This is a genomic window from Streptomyces kanamyceticus (assembly GCF_008704495.1).
In the GTDB taxonomy this organism is placed as follows: domain Bacteria; phylum Actinomycetota; class Actinomycetes; order Streptomycetales; family Streptomycetaceae; genus Streptomyces; species Streptomyces kanamyceticus.
This window is the reverse complement of sequence record NZ_CP023699.1, coordinates 9,578,911-9,599,316: the sequence shown is the minus strand read 5'-3', so window position 1 is coordinate 9,599,316 and position 20,406 is coordinate 9,578,911. Positions and strand designations below refer to the sequence as shown.

14 protein-coding genes and 1 pseudogene are annotated in these 20,406 nt (G+C 73.5%); 4 read left to right on the top strand and 11 right to left on the bottom strand.

Annotated elements, in window-relative coordinates; all coding sequences use genetic code 11:
* Positions 1-61: 61 nt before the first annotated feature.
* The 9 genes and pseudogenes from CP970_RS41495 to CP970_RS41455 all read right to left on the bottom strand — a co-directional run bounded on the left by CP970_RS41495 (position 62) and on the right by CP970_RS41455 (position 11,228).
* Complete coding sequence (locus CP970_RS41495; RefSeq protein ID WP_055544032.1) at positions 62-436, bottom strand: hypothetical protein; 375 nt, start codon at positions 434-436, stop codon at positions 62-64.
* An 85-nt stretch (positions 437-521) separates the two neighbouring features.
* Positions 522-1,556 (bottom strand): LacI family DNA-binding transcriptional regulator, encoded by a 1,035-nt coding sequence (locus tag CP970_RS41490; protein WP_055544031.1) that lies wholly within the window; start codon positions 1,554-1,556, stop codon positions 522-524.
* Positions 1,557-1,636: 80 nt separating this feature from the next.
* Complete coding sequence (locus CP970_RS41485) at positions 1,637-2,527, bottom strand: ROK family protein (protein WP_055544030.1); 891 nt, start codon at positions 2,525-2,527, stop codon at positions 1,637-1,639.
* Positions 2,524-4,245, bottom strand: coding sequence for a class I mannose-6-phosphate isomerase (locus CP970_RS41480; protein WP_055544029.1), 1,722 nt, complete (start codon positions 4,243-4,245; stop codon positions 2,524-2,526). The genes CP970_RS41485 and CP970_RS41480 overlap by 4 nt, the downstream gene beginning before the upstream one ends.
* Positions 4,246-4,292: 47 nt before the next feature.
* Positions 4,293-7,462: pseudogene (locus CP970_RS41475) on the bottom strand (glycoside hydrolase family 38 N-terminal domain-containing protein).
* Positions 7,463-7,495: 33 nt separating this feature from the next.
* Complete coding sequence (locus CP970_RS41470; RefSeq protein WP_055544027.1) at positions 7,496-8,308, bottom strand: carbohydrate ABC transporter permease; 813 nt, start codon at positions 8,306-8,308, stop codon at positions 7,496-7,498.
* Positions 8,309-8,320: 12 nt separating this feature from the next.
* Positions 8,321-9,301 (bottom strand): carbohydrate ABC transporter permease, encoded by a 981-nt coding sequence (locus CP970_RS41465; protein WP_055544040.1) that lies wholly within the window; start codon positions 9,299-9,301, stop codon positions 8,321-8,323.
* Positions 9,298-10,584, bottom strand: a complete 1,287-nt coding sequence (locus tag CP970_RS41460; RefSeq protein ID WP_055544026.1) for an ABC transporter substrate-binding protein — start codon at positions 10,582-10,584, stop codon at positions 9,298-9,300. The genes CP970_RS41465 and CP970_RS41460 overlap by 4 nt, the downstream gene beginning before the upstream one ends.
* A gap of 107 nt (positions 10,585-10,691) precedes the next feature.
* On the bottom strand, positions 10,692-11,228 hold the full coding sequence (locus CP970_RS41455; protein ID WP_055544025.1) for a CGNR zinc finger domain-containing protein: 537 nt from the start codon (positions 11,226-11,228) through the stop codon (positions 10,692-10,694).
* 26 nt (positions 11,229-11,254) lie between these two features.
* Here CP970_RS41455 and CP970_RS41450 point away from each other — a divergent pair, with 26 nt between their 5' ends.
* Positions 11,255-11,770, top strand: coding sequence for a GNAT family N-acetyltransferase (locus CP970_RS41450; RefSeq protein ID WP_055544024.1), 516 nt, complete (start codon positions 11,255-11,257; stop codon positions 11,768-11,770).
* A 46-nt stretch (positions 11,771-11,816) separates the two neighbouring features.
* Positions 11,817-13,088 carry an MFS transporter gene (locus CP970_RS41445; RefSeq protein ID WP_055544023.1) on the top strand — a complete coding sequence of 424 codons (1,272 nt, stop codon included), beginning with the start codon at positions 11,817-11,819 and terminating at the stop codon, positions 13,086-13,088.
* Here the strand turns inward: CP970_RS41445 and CP970_RS41440 are convergent.
* Positions 13,042-13,818: an aminoglycoside adenylyltransferase family protein gene (locus CP970_RS41440; protein WP_055544022.1), complete on the bottom strand. Its 777-nt coding sequence runs from the start codon at positions 13,816-13,818 to the stop codon at positions 13,042-13,044. The two genes, CP970_RS41445 and CP970_RS41440, sit on opposite strands and share 47 nt — an antisense overlap.
* 204 nt (positions 13,819-14,022) lie before the next feature.
* On the opposite strand from CP970_RS41440, the gene CP970_RS41435 reads away from it, so the two are divergent.
* Positions 14,023-14,538, top strand: coding sequence for a lytic polysaccharide monooxygenase auxiliary activity family 9 protein (locus CP970_RS41435; RefSeq protein WP_055544021.1), 516 nt, complete (start codon positions 14,023-14,025; stop codon positions 14,536-14,538).
* 135 nt (positions 14,539-14,673) lie between these two features.
* On the opposite strand, the gene CP970_RS41430 is transcribed toward CP970_RS41435, so the two are convergent.
* Complete coding sequence (locus CP970_RS41430; protein WP_063805990.1) at positions 14,674-17,697, bottom strand: helix-turn-helix transcriptional regulator; 3,024 nt, start codon at positions 17,695-17,697, stop codon at positions 14,674-14,676.
* 555 nt (positions 17,698-18,252) lie between these two features.
* Here CP970_RS41430 and CP970_RS41425 point away from each other — a divergent pair.
* Positions 18,253-20,388 carry a tetratricopeptide repeat protein gene (locus tag CP970_RS41425; protein WP_055544019.1) on the top strand — a complete coding sequence of 712 codons (2,136 nt, stop codon included), beginning with the start codon at positions 18,253-18,255 and terminating at the stop codon, positions 20,386-20,388.
* Positions 20,389-20,406 lie beyond the last annotated feature (18 nt).

Below are 20,406 nucleotides of genomic sequence, written 5' to 3'. Positions count from 1 at the left end.
GGAAGGACACCCGGCCGGGCGCGGTGCGCTCCTGGTCAGGCGTCGGGGACGGTCTGCGTGCTCATCGGTGGGGCGGGCCGCGCGGCGCGGCGGCCGCGCGGGCGGGACACGGCGGCGGCAGGACACCCGTGGTGCGGGCGTCGGGACCGGCTGCGGCGCGGTGCGGTGCCGCGTCGAAGGCCCTGCCGGCCGGGCCCGCGGGCTGTGGTCCTGGGATGTGGGCGTCGACGCGGTGCGCGGCGGCGACCCGGAGCGCGGGAACGTCGTCGGGGGCGACCGAGCTGCGGTCGTGCACGACGGTCAGCTGGTGGGTGCTCGGCGCGTCGCCCGGTGCCCCGTACGCGGCGGTGGCCGCGGGGACGAAGAAGGCGAGGACGGTGACGACGAGGGCCAGCGCGGACGCGGTGAGGCGCGCGGAACGGGTCTGCTGCGCCACGCCTGCCCCCGTCCCCTTCAGCTTCCTCCGACCGGTCGACCGGTCCCGTTCGCCCCCTCAACGTACGGGCATCCCGGTCCGTTCCTCACCCCCCGTACTCCACCAGGCTGGTCGGCACCACGATCTGCCGGGGCGGCCGGGGTTCGGCCCTCTCGTCGGCCGCGCCGGTCCCTCGGTCGTGCAGGCGGTCGAGGAGGAGGCGGCCCGCCGCGCGGCCGAGTTCGTCGCTGTCGTACGCGACGAGGGTGAGCGCGAGGCCGAGCGCGTCGGCGAGTTCGAAGTCGTCGAAGCCCGCGAGGGCGACACCCGCGCCGGACGCGCGGATGGCGCGGAACGCGCCGATGGTGTTGCGGTTGTTGGAGCAGAACAGCGCGGTGGGCGGCTCGGGCAGGGCGAGCAGTTCGGCGGCGGCGCGGGTGGCCTGGTCCGGTTCGGTCTGGCCCTGGCGTATGTGGCGCGCGTCGGCGGCCAGACCCGCCGCCGCCAGGGCCGCGTGGAAGCCGCGCAGGCGTTCGGTGCCGGTGTGCACGGCGGGCGGCGAGCCGAGGAATCCGATGCGGCGGTGGCCCCGCTCCAGGAGACGGACGGTGGCGTCGCGGGCGCCGCCGAAGTCGTCGACCAGGACGCAGTCCGCCGCGAAGCCCTCGGGCGGCCTGCTGGCGAGGACCACCGGCACGCCGTCGGCCGCGGCCCCCGCGAGGTGGCGCTGGTCGGCGCCCGCGGGCACCGCGATGATCCCGTCGACGCGGCGGGCCACCAGGTCGGCCACCAGCTCCCGCTCGGCCGCCGGGTCCTGCCCGGTGTTGCCGATGACGGTCTTGAGGCCGTCGCGGGCCACGACGGAGTCGACGCCGAGGGCGAGGCGCGAGTAGAAGGGGTTGGCCAGGTTCGTGACGACGAGCCCGACCAGGCCGGTGCCACGGCCCAGGCGCAGGCTGCGGGCGACCTCGTTGGGCCGGTAGCCGAGCGCGGTGGCCGCGGCGCGCACCCGCTCGCGCGTGGCGGGGAGCACCTGCGGATCGTCGCGCAGGACCCGCGACACGGTCATCGCACTGACCCCGGCCCGCTCCGCGACGTCGCGGAGGGTGGGCTGCCCGCCTTTGGGGTGCGGTCCGGGCATGGTGAGGGTGTCCCTTCCGTTCCGTCCGGTGCTCTTCCGGTGCTCTTTCCGGTGCTCGGGCTCGCGTCCGCTGTCGCCGGTCAGCTCTCCGCGGCCGCGTACGCCGCCGCTCCGACGAGTGCCGCGTGCTCGCCGAGCCCCGCGGCGCGCAGCGTGACGGGAGTATCCCCCAGTCCCGCGCGCAGAGCGGGCCGCAGCAGGTCCCAGGATCCGGCCATGGCGCCGCCCGCGACGAGCACGGTGGCGGCGAAGTCGCGCAGGTGCGGGGCGAGGACCGCGCCGAGCGTGCGGAACGTCCCGTCCAGGACGTCGCGCGCGTGCCGCTCCCCCGCCCGTGCGCGCTCCGCGATGTCGCTGACGTCCGCGGCGCCGTCGCCGCCGCCGTCTCCGTAGCGCGCGAGGACGGCCCGGCGCGACACCGAGTCCTCCAGGGGCCGCCCGGCCACCCTGACCAGGTCGATGCGGCCCTGGGGCGGGATCCCGGGACCCTGCCTGCGGAGGTCGCCGTCGACGAGGAAGGCCGACCCCACGCCCGTGCCCAGGGTGATGCCCGCGCAACGTTCGTGTCCGCGCGCGGCGCCCGCGCGCCACTCGCCGAGCAGGAAGGCGTGCGCGTCGTTGAGGAACACGGCGTGGGCGGGCCGCGGCCGCACGCCGTCAAGGAGTACCGCGCGTACGTCGATGCCGTACAGGTCGTCGAACTTGCCGACCCCTTCGAAGCGGGCGATGCCCTTGTCGTGGTCGAAGGGTCCCGGTACGGCGACGCCCCACACCAGGCCCTCGGGGGCGGCCAGCTCTGTGGCGCAGCGGACCACCGCGCCGAGGATGTGGTCGGCGCGGCCCCGGGCGTCCAGCGGGCGCCGGACGGTGCGGGCGACGGTTGCCGTCCCGGGGTCGGCGAGGGCCGCGGTGACATGGGTGCCACCGAGCTCGATGACCGCCCGCAGGTGCCCCGGGGCCGCGCTGCTCATGCGCCGGTGCGGGGTCGCGGTGCGTCGGTCTGGGTCCTGACCAGCGCCTTGACGACCTTGACGGGGGCGTCGCCGATCGCCGTGAGCCGGTAGGCGCCGACCGCGGCGGGCACCGTCAGCGTCTCCGCGTACGCGAGGGTGAGCCGCTCCCCCGCCGCCGTGCGCAGCAGCACGCCCTCGCCCTCGACGACGTTCAGGACGTGGAAGCGGCCCGCCGTGTCGTCGGGGATCTCCGCGTCCACGTCCAGGACGTGCCTGCGCACCTCGTAGAACATCTCGTCCAGGGCTCCGATGAGCTCCTCGCGCCAGCCCGCGCCGTGGCGCAGGGTGCGCGGTTCCTGGACGAGGTCGCGGGCGACGGCGTCGCCGCGCCGCCCGGTCTCCAGGTTCGCCAGGCCGTGTTCGTAAGGGAGTTGACGGGGTCTGCCGTCGGCGTCGGGGCGCAGCCAGTCGTAGAAGCGCAGGCTGTAGAGGTAGGGGGTGGCGCTGATCTCCAGGACGAGGTTGCCCGCCCCGCTGGCGTGTGGGGTGCCCGCCGGGATCATGAAGAGTCCGCCCTGTTCGGCGGGGAAGGTCAGGACGTGGTCGGCGGGGTCCATCGGCACGCCGTCGTGCGCGGCCTCCTCGATCTCCTTGCGGAAGAGGTCGATGTCGGCGTCCTCGCGCAGGCCGAGGAAGACACGTGTGTCCGGGGAGCCGAGGGTCATGTAGTACGTCTCGTGCTGGGTGTAGGGCCAGCCGAACCGTTCCCGCATGTACGGCTCCTTGGGGTGGCAGTGCACCGAGAGGTCGCCGCCGCCCACCGTGTCCAGGTAGTCGAAGCGGATCGGGAAGGAGGTGCCGAAGCGGGCGCGCACCTGGGGGCCGAGCAGGGCGTCGGGGTGCAGGACGCACAGCAACTGGAAGGGGATTTCTGCCTGTTGGCTCGCGTGTGGGCCGATGAGGACGCCCACCTCGGGGGCGATGAGTTCGTAGCCGAGGGCGGTGTTGCGTGCGCCGGGGCCGAAGCCTAGTTGCCGCTGCGCCCAATGGCCGCCCCAGGGCGTGGAGTTGAAGTAGGGCCTGGTGCGCACCGGTCGGCGGGCGAGGGCGGCGAGGGTGGCGCGCAGGCCGTCCCCGTCGATCCAGGTGGGCCGGTCGGGGTCCTGCACGTCGAGCCAGCCGTCGACGCCGGGGGCGAGGGTGTCGCGGTGCCGGTCCAGGACGGGCCAGTCGATGTAGAACAGCCGCCTCAAGTCACCGCCGTCGCAGGGCAGTCCGAGGTTGTGTCCGGTGCCCGCGGCGACCGCCGCCTCGGCGTACCGCTTGGGCAGGTCGGCGTACCAGAGCACGTCGTGCTCCAGCAGCGCGGCACCGGGCCCGTACACGAGGACCAGCTCGCGGGCGCGGGGGCGCGGTGGTCTCGGCAGGTCGTCGAAGAGTTCCCGCAGGGTGTTCTCGGCGAGTCGGCAGTAGTAGGGGTCATCGGTGTCGTCGGTGCGGCGGCGCACCTCGGCGGGCGGGGCATGGTGGGCGCGCAGGTCGAGCGGGACGACCGTGCCGCCGTGTGCGCCCAGTTCGCCGGTGAGCCGGGCGGCCAGGCCGTCCCAGTCCACCGTCGGCGGGCCGTCCACGGCGACGGTCGCGGACCCTCGGGGCAGTCGGGCGGCCACGGCGGGCCAGCCGGTGGCAAGGACGGTCCCCGGTGCCGGGGCGTGGCGCGGGTCGAGCCGGTACACACGTTCTCCTTCGCGCGGTCATGGCGTACGGAGGGGCAAAGGGCGCTTCAGGGACGCACGAAGAGGACGGCGGTGGTGCCGAGGGCCGGGATGTGGACCGTCACCTCGCCGTCCGCGCAGGGCAGTTCGTCCCCGGCGGCGCCCAGGAAGGTCGCGCGGTGGGCGGCGGCGACCGGGAAGCGGGCGCGGACCCGGCAGGCCACCGGTTCCTCGGCGAACGACTGCAGGCGCAGCAGGACGTCACCGGAGGCGGGCGTGGTGGCTCCCACCAGGCGCACGCGCGGGTCGCCCAGCTCGGCGAAGGCGTGCTCCTTCGGCGCCTCGCCCACCGGGCCGCGGGCCCGCACGGCCCGCAGCGGACGGCTCCAGGCCGCTGCCGTGCGCGGGCCGAGGCCGTCGTCCTTCGGCGCGCAGGCGAGACTGTAGCGGTAGGTGAACTCGAAGCCCTGCGCGCTGGGGAAGTTGGTGTCCCAGAGGTTGTTGTGGATCCAGGAGAAGACGGTGGCGGGCTCGTCGTGGCCCAGGGTCTTGGGGAACGGCGCGTACGGCAGGGCGATGTTGCCGAACTGTACGAGCGGGGCGTCCTGGGTGGACCAGGCCACCGCGAGTCCCTCGTCGCGCAGGGTCACCCAGCGCCGCACGGCCCGCATGTGCAGCGCGGAGCCCGGCACCACCGGCAGGCCGCTGCCGGTCGCGCCGCCGGTGGCCTCCATGCGGACGGCCGGGTCCTCGAAGGAGAAGGGGAAGGCGAAGTAGGCGCTCTCCTTGCCCGGCGTGGCGTCCTTGTCGAGGCGGTTCTCGATGTCGAGGCGCGCGACGCCGTGCGGCAGGGTGAGCGTGGTCCGCAGCCGGTTGGCACCCGCGGGACGCGTCTCGTAGGTGAGCGATGCGGCGGTGGGCGTGGAGCGGCGGGCGATCAGTGCGGCGGGCGGGGCCACCGCGCGGGCCCCGAGGTGTTCGAGGCGCTCGGATCCCGTCGTACGGCTGGAGTTGTGGTTGAAGGCCCCTGCGGTGGTGTAGCTGTCGTGGAGGTAGCCGTTGAAGCCCACGACGGCGTCCTCGCGGACGAGTTCGCGCCCTGTCGCCTTGTCGACGATCGAGGCGATGCAGGCGTGGGCGAGGTCGACGCGGACGGCGAGGTGCTCGTTCTCCAGGAGGGTCGGGTCGGGGTGGGCGAGCGCCTCGGCTGCGGTCTCGGCAGGGTCCTCGCGTTCGGTGCCGCCGGTCGGGTTCCAGCCGGTGGCGGCCTTGACGGTGGTGGCCTCGTCGTCCGTGCCGGTCCGCGCGGCGACGGCGGTGATGTCCAGGCGCACCGAGCCCGCGGGCGGTACGTCGTCGACGCGGACGAGGAGGAAGCGGCCCGCGTCGCGGTGGTCGTCGTTGGTCTGCGGCCGCTCCTCGTGGACGAGTCGGCGCCCGTCGCGGGCGTCGGTCACGGTGACCTGCTGTGCCAGCGCCACCGTGCTCTCCGGCAGGAAGACGGGGACGACGTCGGTGCGCGGCCAGGAGCAGGTGTTGACGACGTGGTAGGCCGCCGCCGCGCCGGGCGGGGCGGTGAGCCGCTGCCCGAGGCGGGCGCTCGCCTTGGCGAGCAGGGCGTTGCCGTCGTCGTGGGCGCGCACGGCCTGGCCGTACTTCCAGTGCCACTGGTGCTCGCCGGAGTGGCCGCCCTCGTCGCCGTGGGTCCACGGGTCGCCGGCGCCCCAGGTGTGCTCGTCGAAGAGCGACACCGCCTCGTAGACCCCGGCGGCGTCCTTGCCGTCGTCCTCGGCCCCCGTGGCGCCGAGGAGGGCGGCGAACGTGCCGATGGTCTGGGCGTCGGCGACCACGGACTGGGCGGTCCTGGCCAGGGACAGCGGGCGTGCCCCCGACCCGACCCCGTCGACCCACCAGTCGGTCCAGTCGCCCTCGAAGGTGCGGATCTCGTCGCCGAGCCTGGCCTCGGCGTCGGTGAAGAAGTCCTCGTTGCGGGAGAGCCGCAGCTGGGGGTAGGCCCAGGTCTCGTTCCAGCGGCGGACGGTGTCGGCGATGATCCGGCGGGGCGGCGCGTTGTCGCCGAACTTGCCCTGGACGCGCAGGTGGAGGACGTCCCACGGGTAGGGCTCGCGTTTGATCTCGGTGTGGTCCATGGCCCAGCCGAAGATGCCGCCGCGGTAGGGGTAGGGGTGGGTGGCCAGTGAGGTCAGGTAGGCGGGCAGCAGGTCGTCGACGTCGGCGTAGTCCGTGTCGAAGCCGAGCAGCGGGCCCTCCATGTAGGCGAGGCCGTGCGGGGTGTCGGTGACCCACACCAGGACGCTGTTGCCGCTGGGCGCGCGCCAGCGGAAGAGGCGGGGCAGCTTCTCGCCGCCGACCAGGTGGGGCACCGAGCGCCCGGCCCAGTTGTGTGCCACCGAGAGGTACTTGACGCCCGCCGCCGCGAGCGCGTCGACGAGTCCGACGACCGCGCCCGGCACGTCGGTCTGCATGGCGGAGGTGAACTCGACGCCGTGTTCGTCACGGATGTCGTGGGCCAGGCGCAGGAGTTCGTGGAGTTCGTCGGTGGAGCAGGTCTCGGTGTGCAGGTTGAACGGCAGCGCGGTCAGCTCGATGCGGCCTTCGCGGACCCGGCGTACGAACTCCTCGACCTGCTCGGCGGGGCGGGCGTCCGCCCACTGCCGAAAGGACCACAACGACTCGACGCACCAGCGGAATCGGGACTCGGCGGGCCAGTCGTCGGTGGCCCGGGTTAGCTCCAGGCAGGAGTCGAGGAACGAGAGGTGTTCGGCCAGGACGTGGCCCTGGGGTCGGTGTAGCCGATGTCGAGGTGCGAGTGGTGCACCAGGTGGAGGGTCCACCGGCGCTGCGGGGTCAGCTGGATCTCGATGCCGCCGTCCGGCGCCTCGGGGAGGCCGACGGTGACGCGGGTGGCCGTGTCGACGGCGGGCAGCAGGAGCCGTACGGAGCGGCCCGGTCCCGCGATGCGCTCAGCGCGCAGGACGGTGCCCGATTCCGTGCGTACGCTCAACTCCGCCGGAAGCACCGTGCCGTTGACCGGCTCCACGCGCAGGGACTGGAGCAGGGTGCCGTCGTCCGCGCGGCGCAGCAGGGGTTCCTCGGTGAGCCGCAGCGCGGTGCCGTCCGCCAGGCCGCCCTCGGCGCCGACCACGCTGGAGCGCAGGCTGGCGCGTATCCGGTCGTTGTCCCAGTCGGTGGTGCGGACCAGTGCCCGTGTCGTCATGCGGATCTCTCCCTGGGGTGCGTGGGTGGTCGGTCAGCGGGCGGATGCGGTGACGCCGCGCAGGAACAGGCCGCGGAACACCAGGAAGAGGACGAGGGTCGGCGCGGAGACGATGAGCGCGCCGGCCAGGATGACCGGCGGGCCCGCCGACGAGTAGGCGTTGTTGAGTGTGGTCAGGGCCGCCATGACGGGCTGGACGTCGGGGCTGCGGCTGAGGGTGATGCCGAGGAGCAGGTCGTTCCAGACGGCCGTGAACTGGAAGATGAAGGCGGCGCCGAGACCCGCCTTCATCAGCGGTACGTGGATGCGCCAGAAGATCCGCGGGAAGGACGCGCCGTCGATCAGCGCGGCCTCCGTCAACTCCGGCGGCATCGTCGTCATGTGATTGCGGATCAGGAAGAAGGCGAAGGGCACCGCCCACGCCGTGTAGACCAGCATCAGGCCGATCCTCGTGTCGTACAGGTTGGCGTCCGCGTACATCCCGAAGAGCGGCGCGAGGAACATCTGGAGCGGGAAGAGCGTGCCGGAGTAGATCAGCCAGAACCAGAAGGCGGGCCTGGGGATCGGCAGGACGACGACGGCGAACGCGGCCATGGCCGCGACGAGCACCGCGACCAGGCCGCAGACCACGGCGTAGAGCAGCGAGGACTGGAAGCTGTCGCCGATGCCCGCCACGTTCCACGCGGTGTCCAGGTTGTCGAGGAACGCGAAGCCCTGGAAGGTCCACTCGGGTTTGCCCGCGTACTCGGTCGCCGGGGTCAGGGCGTTGACCACGAGGAGGTAGAGCGGGATCAGCCAGAGCAGCACGCATCCGGCGACGAAGAGATGGCGCACTGTGCGTCCCACGAAGGTCCCTCCTCAACTCTGCGCGGCGGTACCGGAGACGTCGGGCATCTGACGGCGCAGGTACATCCAGGACGAGGCGACGACGATGACCGAGAGGACGAGCGCGATGGCCGAGCCGTAGCCGACGTGGAAGAGCCGGAAGGTCTCCCGGTACATGCTCAGGGCCAGGGTCTCCGAGGAGCGGGCCGGGCCGCCCTTGGTGAGGATCCAGATCATGTCGAACGCCTTGAGGCTGTTCACGATGGCCATGCCGACCACCACGACGGTCACCGCGCGCAGTTGGGGCAGGGTGACGTACCGGAACATCCGCCAGCCGCTCGCGCCGTCCAGCTCGGCGGCCTCGACGGTCTCGCGCGGGATGGCCCGCAGGCCGATCGCGAAGAGGACCACGTTCAGGCCCGTCGCCTGCCAGGTGCTGGCGACGATCATCGAGAGCGTGTTCTGCGGCCACTCCAGGAGCCAGGGCTGCGCCCAGCTGTCCAGGCCGACGCCGCGCAGCACCTGGTTGACCGCCCCTTCCGAGGTCAGCATGAAGTTCCACAGGACGGCGGTGGCGGCGCCGGAGATCGCGAAGGGCAGCACGATGACGAGCTGCGCGATCCCGCCGAACCGCATGCGGTGGGTGGCGACGGCGATCAGGAGCCCGGCGAGCACGGGAAGCAGCAGCGTCCCCGCCACCCACATCAGCGTGTTGAGCAGCGACCTGCCGAAGATCGGGTCGTCGGCGAGCCGCGTGTAGTTGTCGAGTCCCGTGAAGCTGCTGGTGAAGCCGTTCTCCTCGAAGAAGCTGCCGTACACGCTGCGGAAGAAGGGATAGACGAGCAGCACGCCGACGAAGGCGAAGGCGGGCAGCGCCCAGGGCAGGGCGGCGAGCGGACCGCCGAGCCTGCCGCCGCCGGCCTTCGCGGCCTGGTGCGGGGTGCGCACGGGCACCCCGCGTCGTACGTGCGTCGGCTTCGCCGCGCCGGGTGCCGGTGTCGTGGTCCCCGTCATGACCGCTCCGCCTCCCGCCACACCTTCCACGCCTCGTCCGCACGGCCCTGCATGGTGCGCAGCGTCGAGCGGTACGAGGAGGGGTTCAGGAGGAATCCCGCGAGGTCGTCGACGGTCGCCTCGACGAGTTCGGGCGGGCCCTGTTCCCAGAACCGGTTGAGCAGCCACAGCTTGTCGCCGCGCACTTTCTTCGCGAGGCCCGCGATGACGGGGTTGGCGGCCTTGACCTTCGGGTTGGGGCAGCCGTCCTGGAGGGCGCCGGAGAAGGCCCGCATGACCGCGGGGTGCAGCCAGGTCCCGGCGGCCTCGACGGCCTCGTCGTGGTCGGCGCCCTTGACGGTGGCGACGAGCGCGCTGGACTCGAAGATGACGCTGGGGCGGGCCTTCGGGTCTGCCATCGGAAGGACGAACGCGCCGACGCTGTCGCCCGGCTTGCCGCCCGCGCCCGCCAGCGTGGAGCCGAGCCAGGTGCCGCAGGCGACCATGCCGACCGTGCCGCGCACCAGGGCGGCGGCCGCGTCGGTGTGGCTCAGGTCCATGGGCGTGAACCAGTCCTTGTCGAAGAAGGAGGCGATGGTGCGCAGCGCGCGTTCGGCACGCGGGTCGGTGTAGCGCTCGCGGCCGTTCATCAGGTCCTGGTAGAAGCGCGGGTCCTGACGGCTGAGGATCTCCTGGAACCAGATGAAGGAGGGCCAGCGGTCGGCGGCGGTGCCGTGCAGCGGTGTGATGCCCGCCTTCTTCAGGCGGGCGCAGGCGGCGAGGAAGCCGTCCCAGGTCTCGGGGGTCTTGATGTCGTGCTCGCGGAAGACCTGGGGGTTGTAGAACATCACCCAGTACGCGAGGTTCATCGGCAGGCCGTAGACCCGTCGCCGGTGGGTGAACGCGCCCCGCAGCGAGGGGTCCACCCAGCCCTTGGCGACGGCGCCGTCCCACTGGTCCGTCAGGTCCTCGATGCCGCCGGTGCGGGCCAGGTCCCGCAGCCGGTAGCCCGACCAGTACTTGAGCATGTCCGGCGTCTTGTTGGTCCGCAGCGAGGACCGGACGATCTGCTCGAACGACTCCAGGGACGGATTGACCTCGGGTACCAGTTGGAGCGATGCGACCGTCTTCATGGCCGCGCCCGCGGCGGCCATGGGCTTCTCCCAGGGGAGGCTGTCGCCGAGCACGGCGACCTTGCCGGGGGGCTGTCCCGCCGCGGTGCCACACGCCGTGGCGAGCGCGCAGGACGCGGCGGCCACGAGCAGGGTGCGGCGGTCCATCGACGGGTGACGACTACCTGACATGGATGACTCCCTCAGGTGTGCCTCAGCCCGGTGTTAGCGTTACCACGGGCGTCTTGGAGCTTCACGGCGCCCGCGCGGGATGTCAATGGGGCGCGGGCGAACCGGCCTTACGCCGAGGCCCTCGACGCCTCCCGGTTCGCGCGGTGTCTGCGCACCGCGTCACGGTTGGCGCACCGCTGGGAGCAGTAGCGCTGCCGTCCGGTACGGGAGGTGTCGGCGAAGACCGTGGTGCACTCGGTGACGTCACAGCGCCGCAGGCGGTGCATTCCGCGCCCCGCGAGGTGGAGGGCGGTGCCGACGGCGATGAGCGAGAACAGCAGGGCGCCGAGCGGCTGTTGGTCGTCGCGGTAGTGCAGGTGCCAGCCGCTGCCCGCGTGGTCGGTCAGGCGCGGATAGGCGGCGGCAGCGGCCAGCATCGCATTGACCCGTTCGGCGCGCTCGCCCTCCTCGGTGGCGTCGACGACCTTCTCCCAGGCGTCGAGGGCGGTCCTGGTGCGGTCGAGGTCCCGGGCCGTGACGGGGTGTTCGAGCGCCAGGCCCGCCGCGCGGCAGCGGTCCGCGAGGTCGTCGGCGCTCTCCGGTGGCCGGTTGGTGAGGTCGGCTGCCAGGTTCACGGCATCTTCGCCGTAAGGGTTGAGGTGCATAAGACCATTACAGCAGGCTCATCCTCATGACACAGCACATCGCACGGCACCCCGCTCCGCGCACCGACCCTCACACCCCCGTACGACCGGCCGGTGAGCATGACATCGCGGAGCTCGTACGCCTTCGGGCGCTGCTCTTCGAGACGCTCGACGGGGACTTCTTCACCGCCTCGTCCACGGGCGACGACTGGCGGCACTCCCTCGCCACGGTCCTGAAGGAACAGCTCGCCACGGACACCGTGCGGATCCTCGTCGTCGACGGCGTCGACTCCCTCGCCGCCTGCGGATTCGGCTTCGTCGAGCAGCGGCTGCCCGGCCCCAACCGGCCCAACGGCCTCAGCGGCCATGTGACCGGTGTGGTCACCGATCCGGCGTTCCGGCGGCGCGGGCACAGCCGCGCGATCATGCGGGGGCTGCTCGACTGGTTCCGGGAGCGCGAGGTACCGCGCGTGGACCTCTACGCGTCGCACGACGGCGAACCGCTCTACCGCGCGCTCGGCTTCGTCCCGCACCCCGACCCCGCCCTGTGCGGACGCCCGTGAGGCGGCGCCCGGGGCGTCGCCGCCCCGCCCGGCGGGCGGGGTGCGGATGAGCGCGGAGACCCTCGCGCACCGCGCCGCCCGCTACCGGTGGGTGATCCTCGGGATCGCCACGTTCGCCCAGGCCACGTCGGCGTTCTTCGTGCAGGGCATCGGGGCGATGGGCGTCCAGCTGCGGCGCGATCTGGACCTGAGCAACGCCGAGTTGGGGCTGCTGCTCTCGGCCGCACAGCTGGTCCCGCTGGTCGGGCTTGCGGTGGCCGGGGAACTCCTGGACCGCTTCGGCGAGCGCCGGGTCGTCGGTGCGGGATCCTGCCTGATCGCGGTGGCCCTGTGCGCGGGCGGCGCGGCGCCCGGGTACGTCGCGCTGCTGCTGGTCCTCCTCGTGGTCGGCGCGGGGTACAGCACCGCCCAGCCCGGCGGCAGCAAGGCGGTGGCGTCCTGGTTCGACGCGTCCCGGCGGGGTGCCGCGATGGGAGTACGACAGGCGGGGCTGCCGCTCGGCGGCGCGCTCTCGGCGGCCGTACTGCCCCTCGTCGCCGGGGCGTTCGGCTGGCGGGCCGCGCTGGTGACCGGCGGGCTCGTCGCATTGCTCGGCGGCGCGGTCTTCCTGGCCTGGTACCGGCCACCACCCGCCGACGCGCTCGCCGCGCCCGCCGAAGCGCCACCCGCCCCGACCGCGCCACGCGCCCCGGTCACCGCGCGGCTCGCCGCCCGCCTGGCCATGCTCCGCGAACCGTCCATGGTGCGGATCATGCTCTCGGGGACGAGCCTGATCTCCGTGCAGTGCGGTGTGCTCGTCCTGACCGTGCTGTACCTCCACGACACGACGAAGCTGGGGGCCGGTCCGGCGGCGCTGGTCCTGGTGGCGGCGCAGGCGGCGGGCGTCGTCGGGCGCGTCTGCCTGGCGGCGTGGAGCGACCGCGCCGCGTCCGGGCGGCAGGGTTCCGTCGTAACCTGCATGGCCGCCGTGATCGCCGGGATGACGGCGCTGATGACACCGCTCGGGCAATCCCCCGTGGCGGCCTGCCTGTTGTTCGTCTGGCTCGGGTTCTTCGGCTACGGCTGGTACGGCCCCTGGGTCGCCCAGGTCGCGGAAGCGGCGCCACCGGGCAGGACGGGCTTCGTCATCGGCCTTGCCATGTCCGTCAACCAGATCGCCATCGTCGTGGTGCCGCCCACGCTCGGCCTGCTCAGGGACGTCACGCACAGCTTCGCCCCGGCCTGGGGCCTGTTGTCCGCCCTGACCGCCACCGCGCTGACCGCCACGGCCCTCATGGGGCGAAGTCCCCGCCCGGGGCGAGCCCTTCGATCGCCCTGACGACGTACGCGGCGTGCGGCGCCACCTGGGGCAGCAGGTCGTCCCAGCGCTCCTCCTCGTCCCCCAGGTAGACGGCGCGGGCGCGCGCGAGCACGGGCCTGTGCTCGGCGGGCAGACGCTCCAGGGCCCAATCGGCCGCCGCGTCCTTGGACTTGATGTCGCCGGTCGCCAGGGTGGTCCAGATCCGGGCGAGGGTCAGCAGGACGTTGCGGGTGTCGGTGTCGCGTTCGGCGAGCAGTTCGGGGACACCGGCGGTCATCGCGCGGGCGAGGTCGGCCGTCGGGACCGGGTCGAGCACGTCGCCCGGCGCGGGGCCGAGCAGCGGGGCCCGGCCGTCGAGCACCATGGTGACCAGGAGCGCGAGGTCGGGACTGGGTCCTGGCTCGGGCATCACGCCGCGCAGATAGGTGTCGCGGAGCCATTCGCCGTACTGGAATTCGCATCGGGGCGGGTACATCCAGGGGCGGATGTCGTCCTGCACGGCGACGGTCAGCTCGACGGGTCGCAGGGGCGTGCCGTGGTCCGGATGGCCGGAGACCGCGAGCAGCCCTTCGGTGAGGGCCCGGCGCCGCGCGGCCGTCGTCGGCCGCCGCACGACGGCGAACACGTCGATGTCGCTGTGCGGTCGCAGGCCGCCGAGCACGGCGGATCCGTGCAGGTAGGCGCCGATGAGGCCGACCGGTTCGAGCACCTCGCGCACCAGGCGCACGACGTCGTCGGTCTGGGTCACTGCCCCTCCAAGTCGGGGTGTTTTCGTGGGGGACTTCGAGTCGTTTTCGGGTGGAGACGAGCAGTTTCTCATCCGCAACACCTGGCCCACGAACATCAGTTGAAGGGTTGACGGAGATCAGACAACGCGTAAGGTCTAGGCCAATGAGTCGACCGAGGCGCCCGGTTGTCTCTGCCCTCGTCCCCCCACCCAGAGGAAGCAGAGATGAATACAAAGCGGAAGCTGGCAGCCGTCGTCGGCGCGGGATTCGCACCCGTGCTCGTCCTCGCCTCGGTCACCCCGGCCGGTGCGCACGGCTACGTCTCCACACCGCCGAGCCGTCAGGCACAGTGCGCGGCGGGCACCGTGTCGTGCGGCGAGATCACCCACGAGCCGCAGAGCGTGGAGGGCCCCAAGGGGCAGACCACCTGCAGCGGCGGCAACGAGCGGTTCGCCGAGCTCGATGACGACAGCTTGGGCTGGCGGACCACAGACGTCGGCTCCTCCCAGGAGTTCAGCTGGAAGCTGACGGCCCGTCACAGCACCAGCACCTGGCAGTACTTCGTCGGCGGCAACAAGATCGCCGAGGTCGACGACGGGGGCGCCCAGCCGGGTTCGACCGTCACGCACACCGTCGACTTCGGCGGGCTCAAGGGCAAGCAGAAGGTGCTCGCGGTGTGGAACATCGCCGACACCACCAACGCCTTCTACGCCTGCATCGATGTGAACATCACCGGCTGAGGCCCCCGGCCGGGACAGCACCGGCGACCCCGAGGCGGCCCACCCCCCACACCTGCCGCCTCACCCGACCCGCCGGACCGCTCACGGTCCGGCGGGTCGGACCTTTTCCCCCTGGTCGGGCTCGTCCGGCCGCGGTCACCCCTCGTCGGCCGCGTCGTCGAGCAGGACGGTCGAGGCCAGCTCGCTCAGTGCCGCCCGGCTCGGCCTGCCCGTCTTGAGGATGAGGCTCGCCACGTGCTTCTCGACGGTGCGCGGTGAGATGTAGAGGCGGTCGGCGATGTCCCGGTTGGCGGGCCGCGGCGCCATCAACCGGAACACCTCGTACTCCCGTACCGTCACACCGAGCTGACGCAGCGGACGCGGCACCAGGTCGGCGCCCCTGCGCCGCTGCCGCACCGGCACGCCGTTCTTGCGCAGCAGGCCGCGGCAGGCGCCCGCCACCGCGGGGACCGACGCCTGGTGGAAGAACTCCTCGGCCCGGTGCAGCCACACCGTCGGCTCGCCCCAGCCGTCCCGGTGGGCGGCCTCCGCGACGAGCCGCAGACCCAGGTGGTAGGCCACGGGGAACGGCGCCGCGACGTTGTGCGCCGCCCCCATGACCGCTGCCGCCTCGTCGCCGTGGCCACTCCTGCCGAGACGGACCGCGCGGGCGAGCAGGACGAAGTGACGGTTCCAGCGGAGCTGGGCCAGGGGGGCTTCGTCGTTCCCCTTCCCGGTCGGCGTCGTCCCTTCTTCCCCCCACGTCGGCGCCCCCGCCGTCCACGTGGACTCGCCCTCGTCCTCGTCATCGTCCTCGCTCAACGCGTCGAGCAAGTGCAGGAGGCCGTGCCGCCCGTCCAGCGGGTGTCCCGCGCCGACCGCGCCCGGCGCGGCTATTCGGGCCAGTTCCTGGTGGGCCCTCGGCCGGTCCTCCTCCAGGAGCGCGCAGAACGTCCTGGCGAGCCCGGTGGTGAGTGTGGCCAGCGGCGAACGGTCGCCGTCCCAGCGGTGGAACTCGGCGACGGCCTGCTCCATCCGCGCCCGCTTGCCCCGGTGCGCGGCGAGCACGGCATCGGCGGCGAGCAGGTGCCTGGCCCGGTCGGCGTCGCGCTGCCCGGCACCCCGGGTCCAGCAGGCGTCGATGAGCTGGGCCGCGGTGCCGAACCTGCCGCTGAGCACCAGCCACAGCGCGAGGTCCGCCTCGGCGGCGCCGCCGATGTCCCCCGCGCCGAGCCTGGCCGCCTCGCGCCGCGCGTGTTCGAGCCGCGCCACGTCCCCTTCGGTGAGCCAGTCGTCGCCGCCGAGCCGGAACAGCGCGCGCAGCCGCCAGAACGGCATGCCGTGCCGTTCGGCGATGGTGCGCACCCGGTCGAAGCAGCCGGTCGACTCCGCCACGTCACGGGTCCTGGCCAGCACGCCGAGGACGTCCCAGGCCTGGCAGGCCGCTTCCGGGTTCCCGGCGCGCTCGGCCGCCGCCGCGGCCTTCCGCGCCCGCTCCTCCTCCCGCGCCGAGACCGCGCCCGACTGCAGGGCGAGCGCGGCACCGGCCGCGTCGACGGCGCCCTCGGCCTCGCCTTCTGGCCCCAACAGGCGTCGCCCCTCACTGAGTTGGGCGCGTGCCTCGTCCGTCCTGCCGGTCACGGAGGCGGCCCGCGCGAGGCGTACGTGCAGTGCGGCGGCGCGTTCAGGCCCTGCCGCGGCGGGGCACACACCGTCCACCGCCCCGGCGAGGTCCCACGCGCGTTCGCTCTCGCCCGCCTCGGTCAGCGCGGCAAGGAGCGAGTCGAGTACGTGGGCGTACAGGGGAACGTGCCGCGGGTCCGAACTCGCTCCGGCGGCCGCCGTGTCCTGCCCCGCGAGCAGGGCGCGGGCCCGGTCGAGCGCCTCGGCCGCGTCGACCGCGGCCCCGTGCGCCAGGGCGCGGGACCCGGCCCGCGCGTACAGCCCCGCCGCGGTGTCCCGCTCCCCCGCCGTCTCCCACAGGCGCGCCGCCACCAGGCACCAGTCGGCGGGGAGTTGGGGGTGCAGATCGGCCACGGCACCGGCGCAGTCGCGGGCGATCCGTGCTTGTTCCTTCGGGGCGAGCGTGCGCAGCAGGGCCCGTGCCGTCAGCGGGTGCCGGAACGTGAACCAGTCGGGCGCGGGCTCGGCGGCGCCGATCAGACCTCCGGCGAGGGCGGCGTGCAGATGGCCGAGCGCCTCGTCGTCGGCCATGCCGGTGGCCGCCTGCACCACCGGCGCGGGAAAACGGGTGCCGACGACCGCCGCGGCCGCGAGCAGTTCCCTGCCGCGCGGGCCGAGCCGGTCCACGCGGCGCGCGACACCGGCGACCAGCGCGTCGGGCACGGACGCGGCGCAGGGGCGGCCGGACAGACGCCAGCCGTCGGCGTCGTATCCGAGCAGCCCCTCGTCGACCAGGTGGGTCAGCAACTCCTGGGCCGCCCAGGGGTTCCCGTCGCTCTGCTCCCAGATCCGGTCGACCAGGCCCTCGGGCAACTCCTCTGTTCCCGAAGACAGTTGCCCCGCGATCAGTGCGCGCACCTCGGACCTGTCGAGCCGGTCGAGGCCGATGAGGGTGCCGCTGCCGCGCCGGGCCAGCGCACGGGCCAACTCCAGGGCCTGGCACGGCTCGTCGCGCAGGGTGAGGAGGAGGGTGACCGGCTCGCGCGCGATGTTGTCGGCCAGGAACTCGACGAGCGCCGGGGTGCCGGGGTCCGCGTCGTGCAGATCCTCCAGGACCACCAGACAGCCGCCTGTACGCCCGGCCTCCGCCACCGCGCGCAGCACGGCCTCGCCGAGTACCACGAGCGAGGAGGCGCAGGACGTGGCGTCGCGCGAAGGCCCCGGCTCGCGCAGCGCGGTCAGCCCGGCGAGCGCCGTCCCGCACAGTCCCGCCGCTTCGGGGCCGAGCCGTCGGTCGCGGGAGAGTTCGAGCAGTGCCTCGGTGAGCGGCCTGCACGGCACGCGCAGCCCGATCGCGCTGGCGCGTCCCCGCATGACGCGCATCCCCCGGGCCGCCGCCCGCTCGGCGACCTCCGCGGCCAGCCTCGACTTGCCGACCCCGTCCTCGCCCGTCAGGAGGACGACCCGCCCCGCGCCGGACCGGGCAGCGGCCAACGCCCTTTCCAGCGCGCCGAGTTCCCGTTCCCGTCCAATGATCGATGTCCGGTGTGTGTCCATGGCGTCCTGTCCCCCGTGCTCATGCCACTACGACCCTCGTCCGAGCCGCATCCGCGCCCGGACGCCTTTGGGTGGATACGCGCGAGGAGGCCCGCGCGTTCAGCGATTCCGGGATTTCCGACAGTGATTCCGACGGGGGCGATCGGTGGAGGTCAGCGGTCCGGTCGACCTGGGGAATCCGGGGGTCGGGCCCCCATGCCGCGGGGCGCCGCACCCCACCACTGTTGCGGCGGGCGGGCCTCTCCCGGAGGCCGCCCGTGAACACGAAGGGGACTCCCGTCATGAAGCTGATCACTCCGTACCGCCCGGGCAGCACGATCCGGCTCAGCTCGTACGCCGCGTACGTCCTGCCGCTGGCCTGAGCGGGGTGCCGGGCGCCGCGGCGGGCCCCGGCACCCCGTTTCTCTCGGGAATCACCAAGCGCCTCTCGGGAATCACCACGCGCAGACGCGATCGCTCCCGCCTCTCGGTGCGGAGCTCGGCAACAGGACTCACATCAGACCTGATCTGATCACGTCAGATCAGGTCAGGACAGATCAGGACAGGAACAGCGGGATGAGCACGACGAGCACACACCTGTGGCTCACCGGACCGGAATCGGAACCCTTGTCGCGGCCGCGACCGCAGCCGCAACCACCACTGCTGCCGCCATCACGACCGGAACCGCAGCCGGACATCACGGTCGACTGCCACCGGCGGCTGCGCGGCCCCTACACCGGAGCGGGCGGCCTGCTGCGCGCCCTGCTCCCCCTCATACGCCTGGCGCAGCCGGAGTTGCCCGACCGGCACCGCGTGGAGATCCACGCCGTCGCGCCCGAACTGCGCGGCCTGGTCGCCGACCCGCTCCCGACCCTCACCGACCGCGCGGCGCCCGCCGAGCGGACCCGACTGCATCCGCGTACGCGTACGCGGCGCCTGGCGCACGGCATCGTGGAGCTGCTCCTCTCCTACGCCAGGGCAGCGGACCGCACGCGGCCGCTGGTCCTCGGCTTCACTCGGGTCACCGACGCGGATCCGGCCGACCAGGAGTTCCTCGCGCTGCTGCTGCGCCGAGCGGCGCCCGACCAGATCACCCTCGTCGTCCACACGCGGGACGACGAACCGGAGTGCCTGGAGGAGGAGTTGGCGTCGGCGCTGCGCCGGTACGCGAGTCGCCGGGCGCTGCCCGTCGCTCCGCCGCTCCGCTTTCCGCACCGGACCCACCCGTACGCCCTCGTACGAGCCTTCGTCGCGAGTGACGGCACATCGACCGATCCCGCCGAGTCGGCCGCGTACGAGAGGGCCGACGAACACGTCCGCGCGCGCCTGCACGACGCGCGGGCCACCGAACTCCACGCACGGGTCGCACAGGGCGAGTTGACGCTCGGGCTCGGCGCGCTCCCCTACCACCTGGAACGCGGCAGCGACCCCGCGGCGGCCGCGCCGGTGCTCGCGTCCGCCGCCGAGCACGCCCTCGCGACGGGGTGCTACCACGCGCTGCTTGACCTCGCGCGGCGCGCGCAGGCCGTCACGCCCGACGACGCCCCCCTGGGCGCGGAGCTCGCCCTGCACACCAAAGTCACCACGGCACTCGCCCTGTTGGGGGACACCGCCGAGGCGGAGCGGTTGCACCTGCGGATGCGCGAGCGCCACACCGACCCGCTGGTGCGGCTGCTCGGCGACTACGCCCTCGCCATGCTGCACGCCCGCTTCCACCCGCCGGGGCGCCGCGACCTCAGCGCCGCCAAAGCCCTGCTCACCCGCACGGTCGCGCTGGCCGCCCGGCTGCCCGACCCCGGACAGCGCGCCTTTCACACCGCGTTCCAGGAGAACGGCCTCGCGCTCATCGAGCTGCGCCTGGGACATCCTGCCGACGCGCTGCGCCTGATCGAGAGCGGCCTCGGCCGGCTGCGACTCCATCTCCCGGACAGCGCCCATCTGTTGCACCGTTCGGTCCTGTTGCGCAACCGGGCCGAGGTGTACGCCGCACTCGGGCACCTCGACGCGGCGCTCGCCGATCACGACGCCGTCGTCGCGATGGATCCGCACCACCCGGAGCACTACTTCGACCGGGCCGACGTCCGACGGCGCCTCGGTGACACGGCAGGGGCACTCACCGACTACGACCGGGCGATCGACCTGGCCCCGCCGCACTGGGAGCTGCACTTCAACCGCGCCGATCTGCGCCTGGAGTCGGGCGACACCGAGGGGGCGCTCGCCGATCTGCGCCAGGCCGCCGCGCTGGAGCCGGACCGTGCCGACATCCGGGCGAGCCTGGTGGGGACGCTGCTCGGGATCGGAGACCTGCCGGACGCGCGGGCCCAGGTCACCGAGGGGCTGCGGCACCATCCCGACGACGCGCACCTGTTGTGCGAGCGGGGCCTGATCGCGTTGCGGGAGGGCGCGGACACCTCGGCACGGGCGGACTTCGACCGGGCGCTCGCCCTCGCCCCCCACCTGGTGAGCGCGCTCGCGGGCCGCGCCACGCTCGCGCACGCGGCGGGCGACGACCACGCGGCCGTCGCCGACCTCACCCGCGCCATCACCCTGGAACCCTCCGACCCCGACCTGCTCTACAACCGCGGCTACGCCCACCAGCAGGCGGGCCGCGTCGCCGCCGCCCACGCCGACTACACCGCGGCGCTCCGGCTGCCCGGCGCGGACGTGGCGGGACTGCGGGCACGGATCGAGGAGTGCGACCGGACGTCCTGAGCCCCGGCGCGTGGCGCG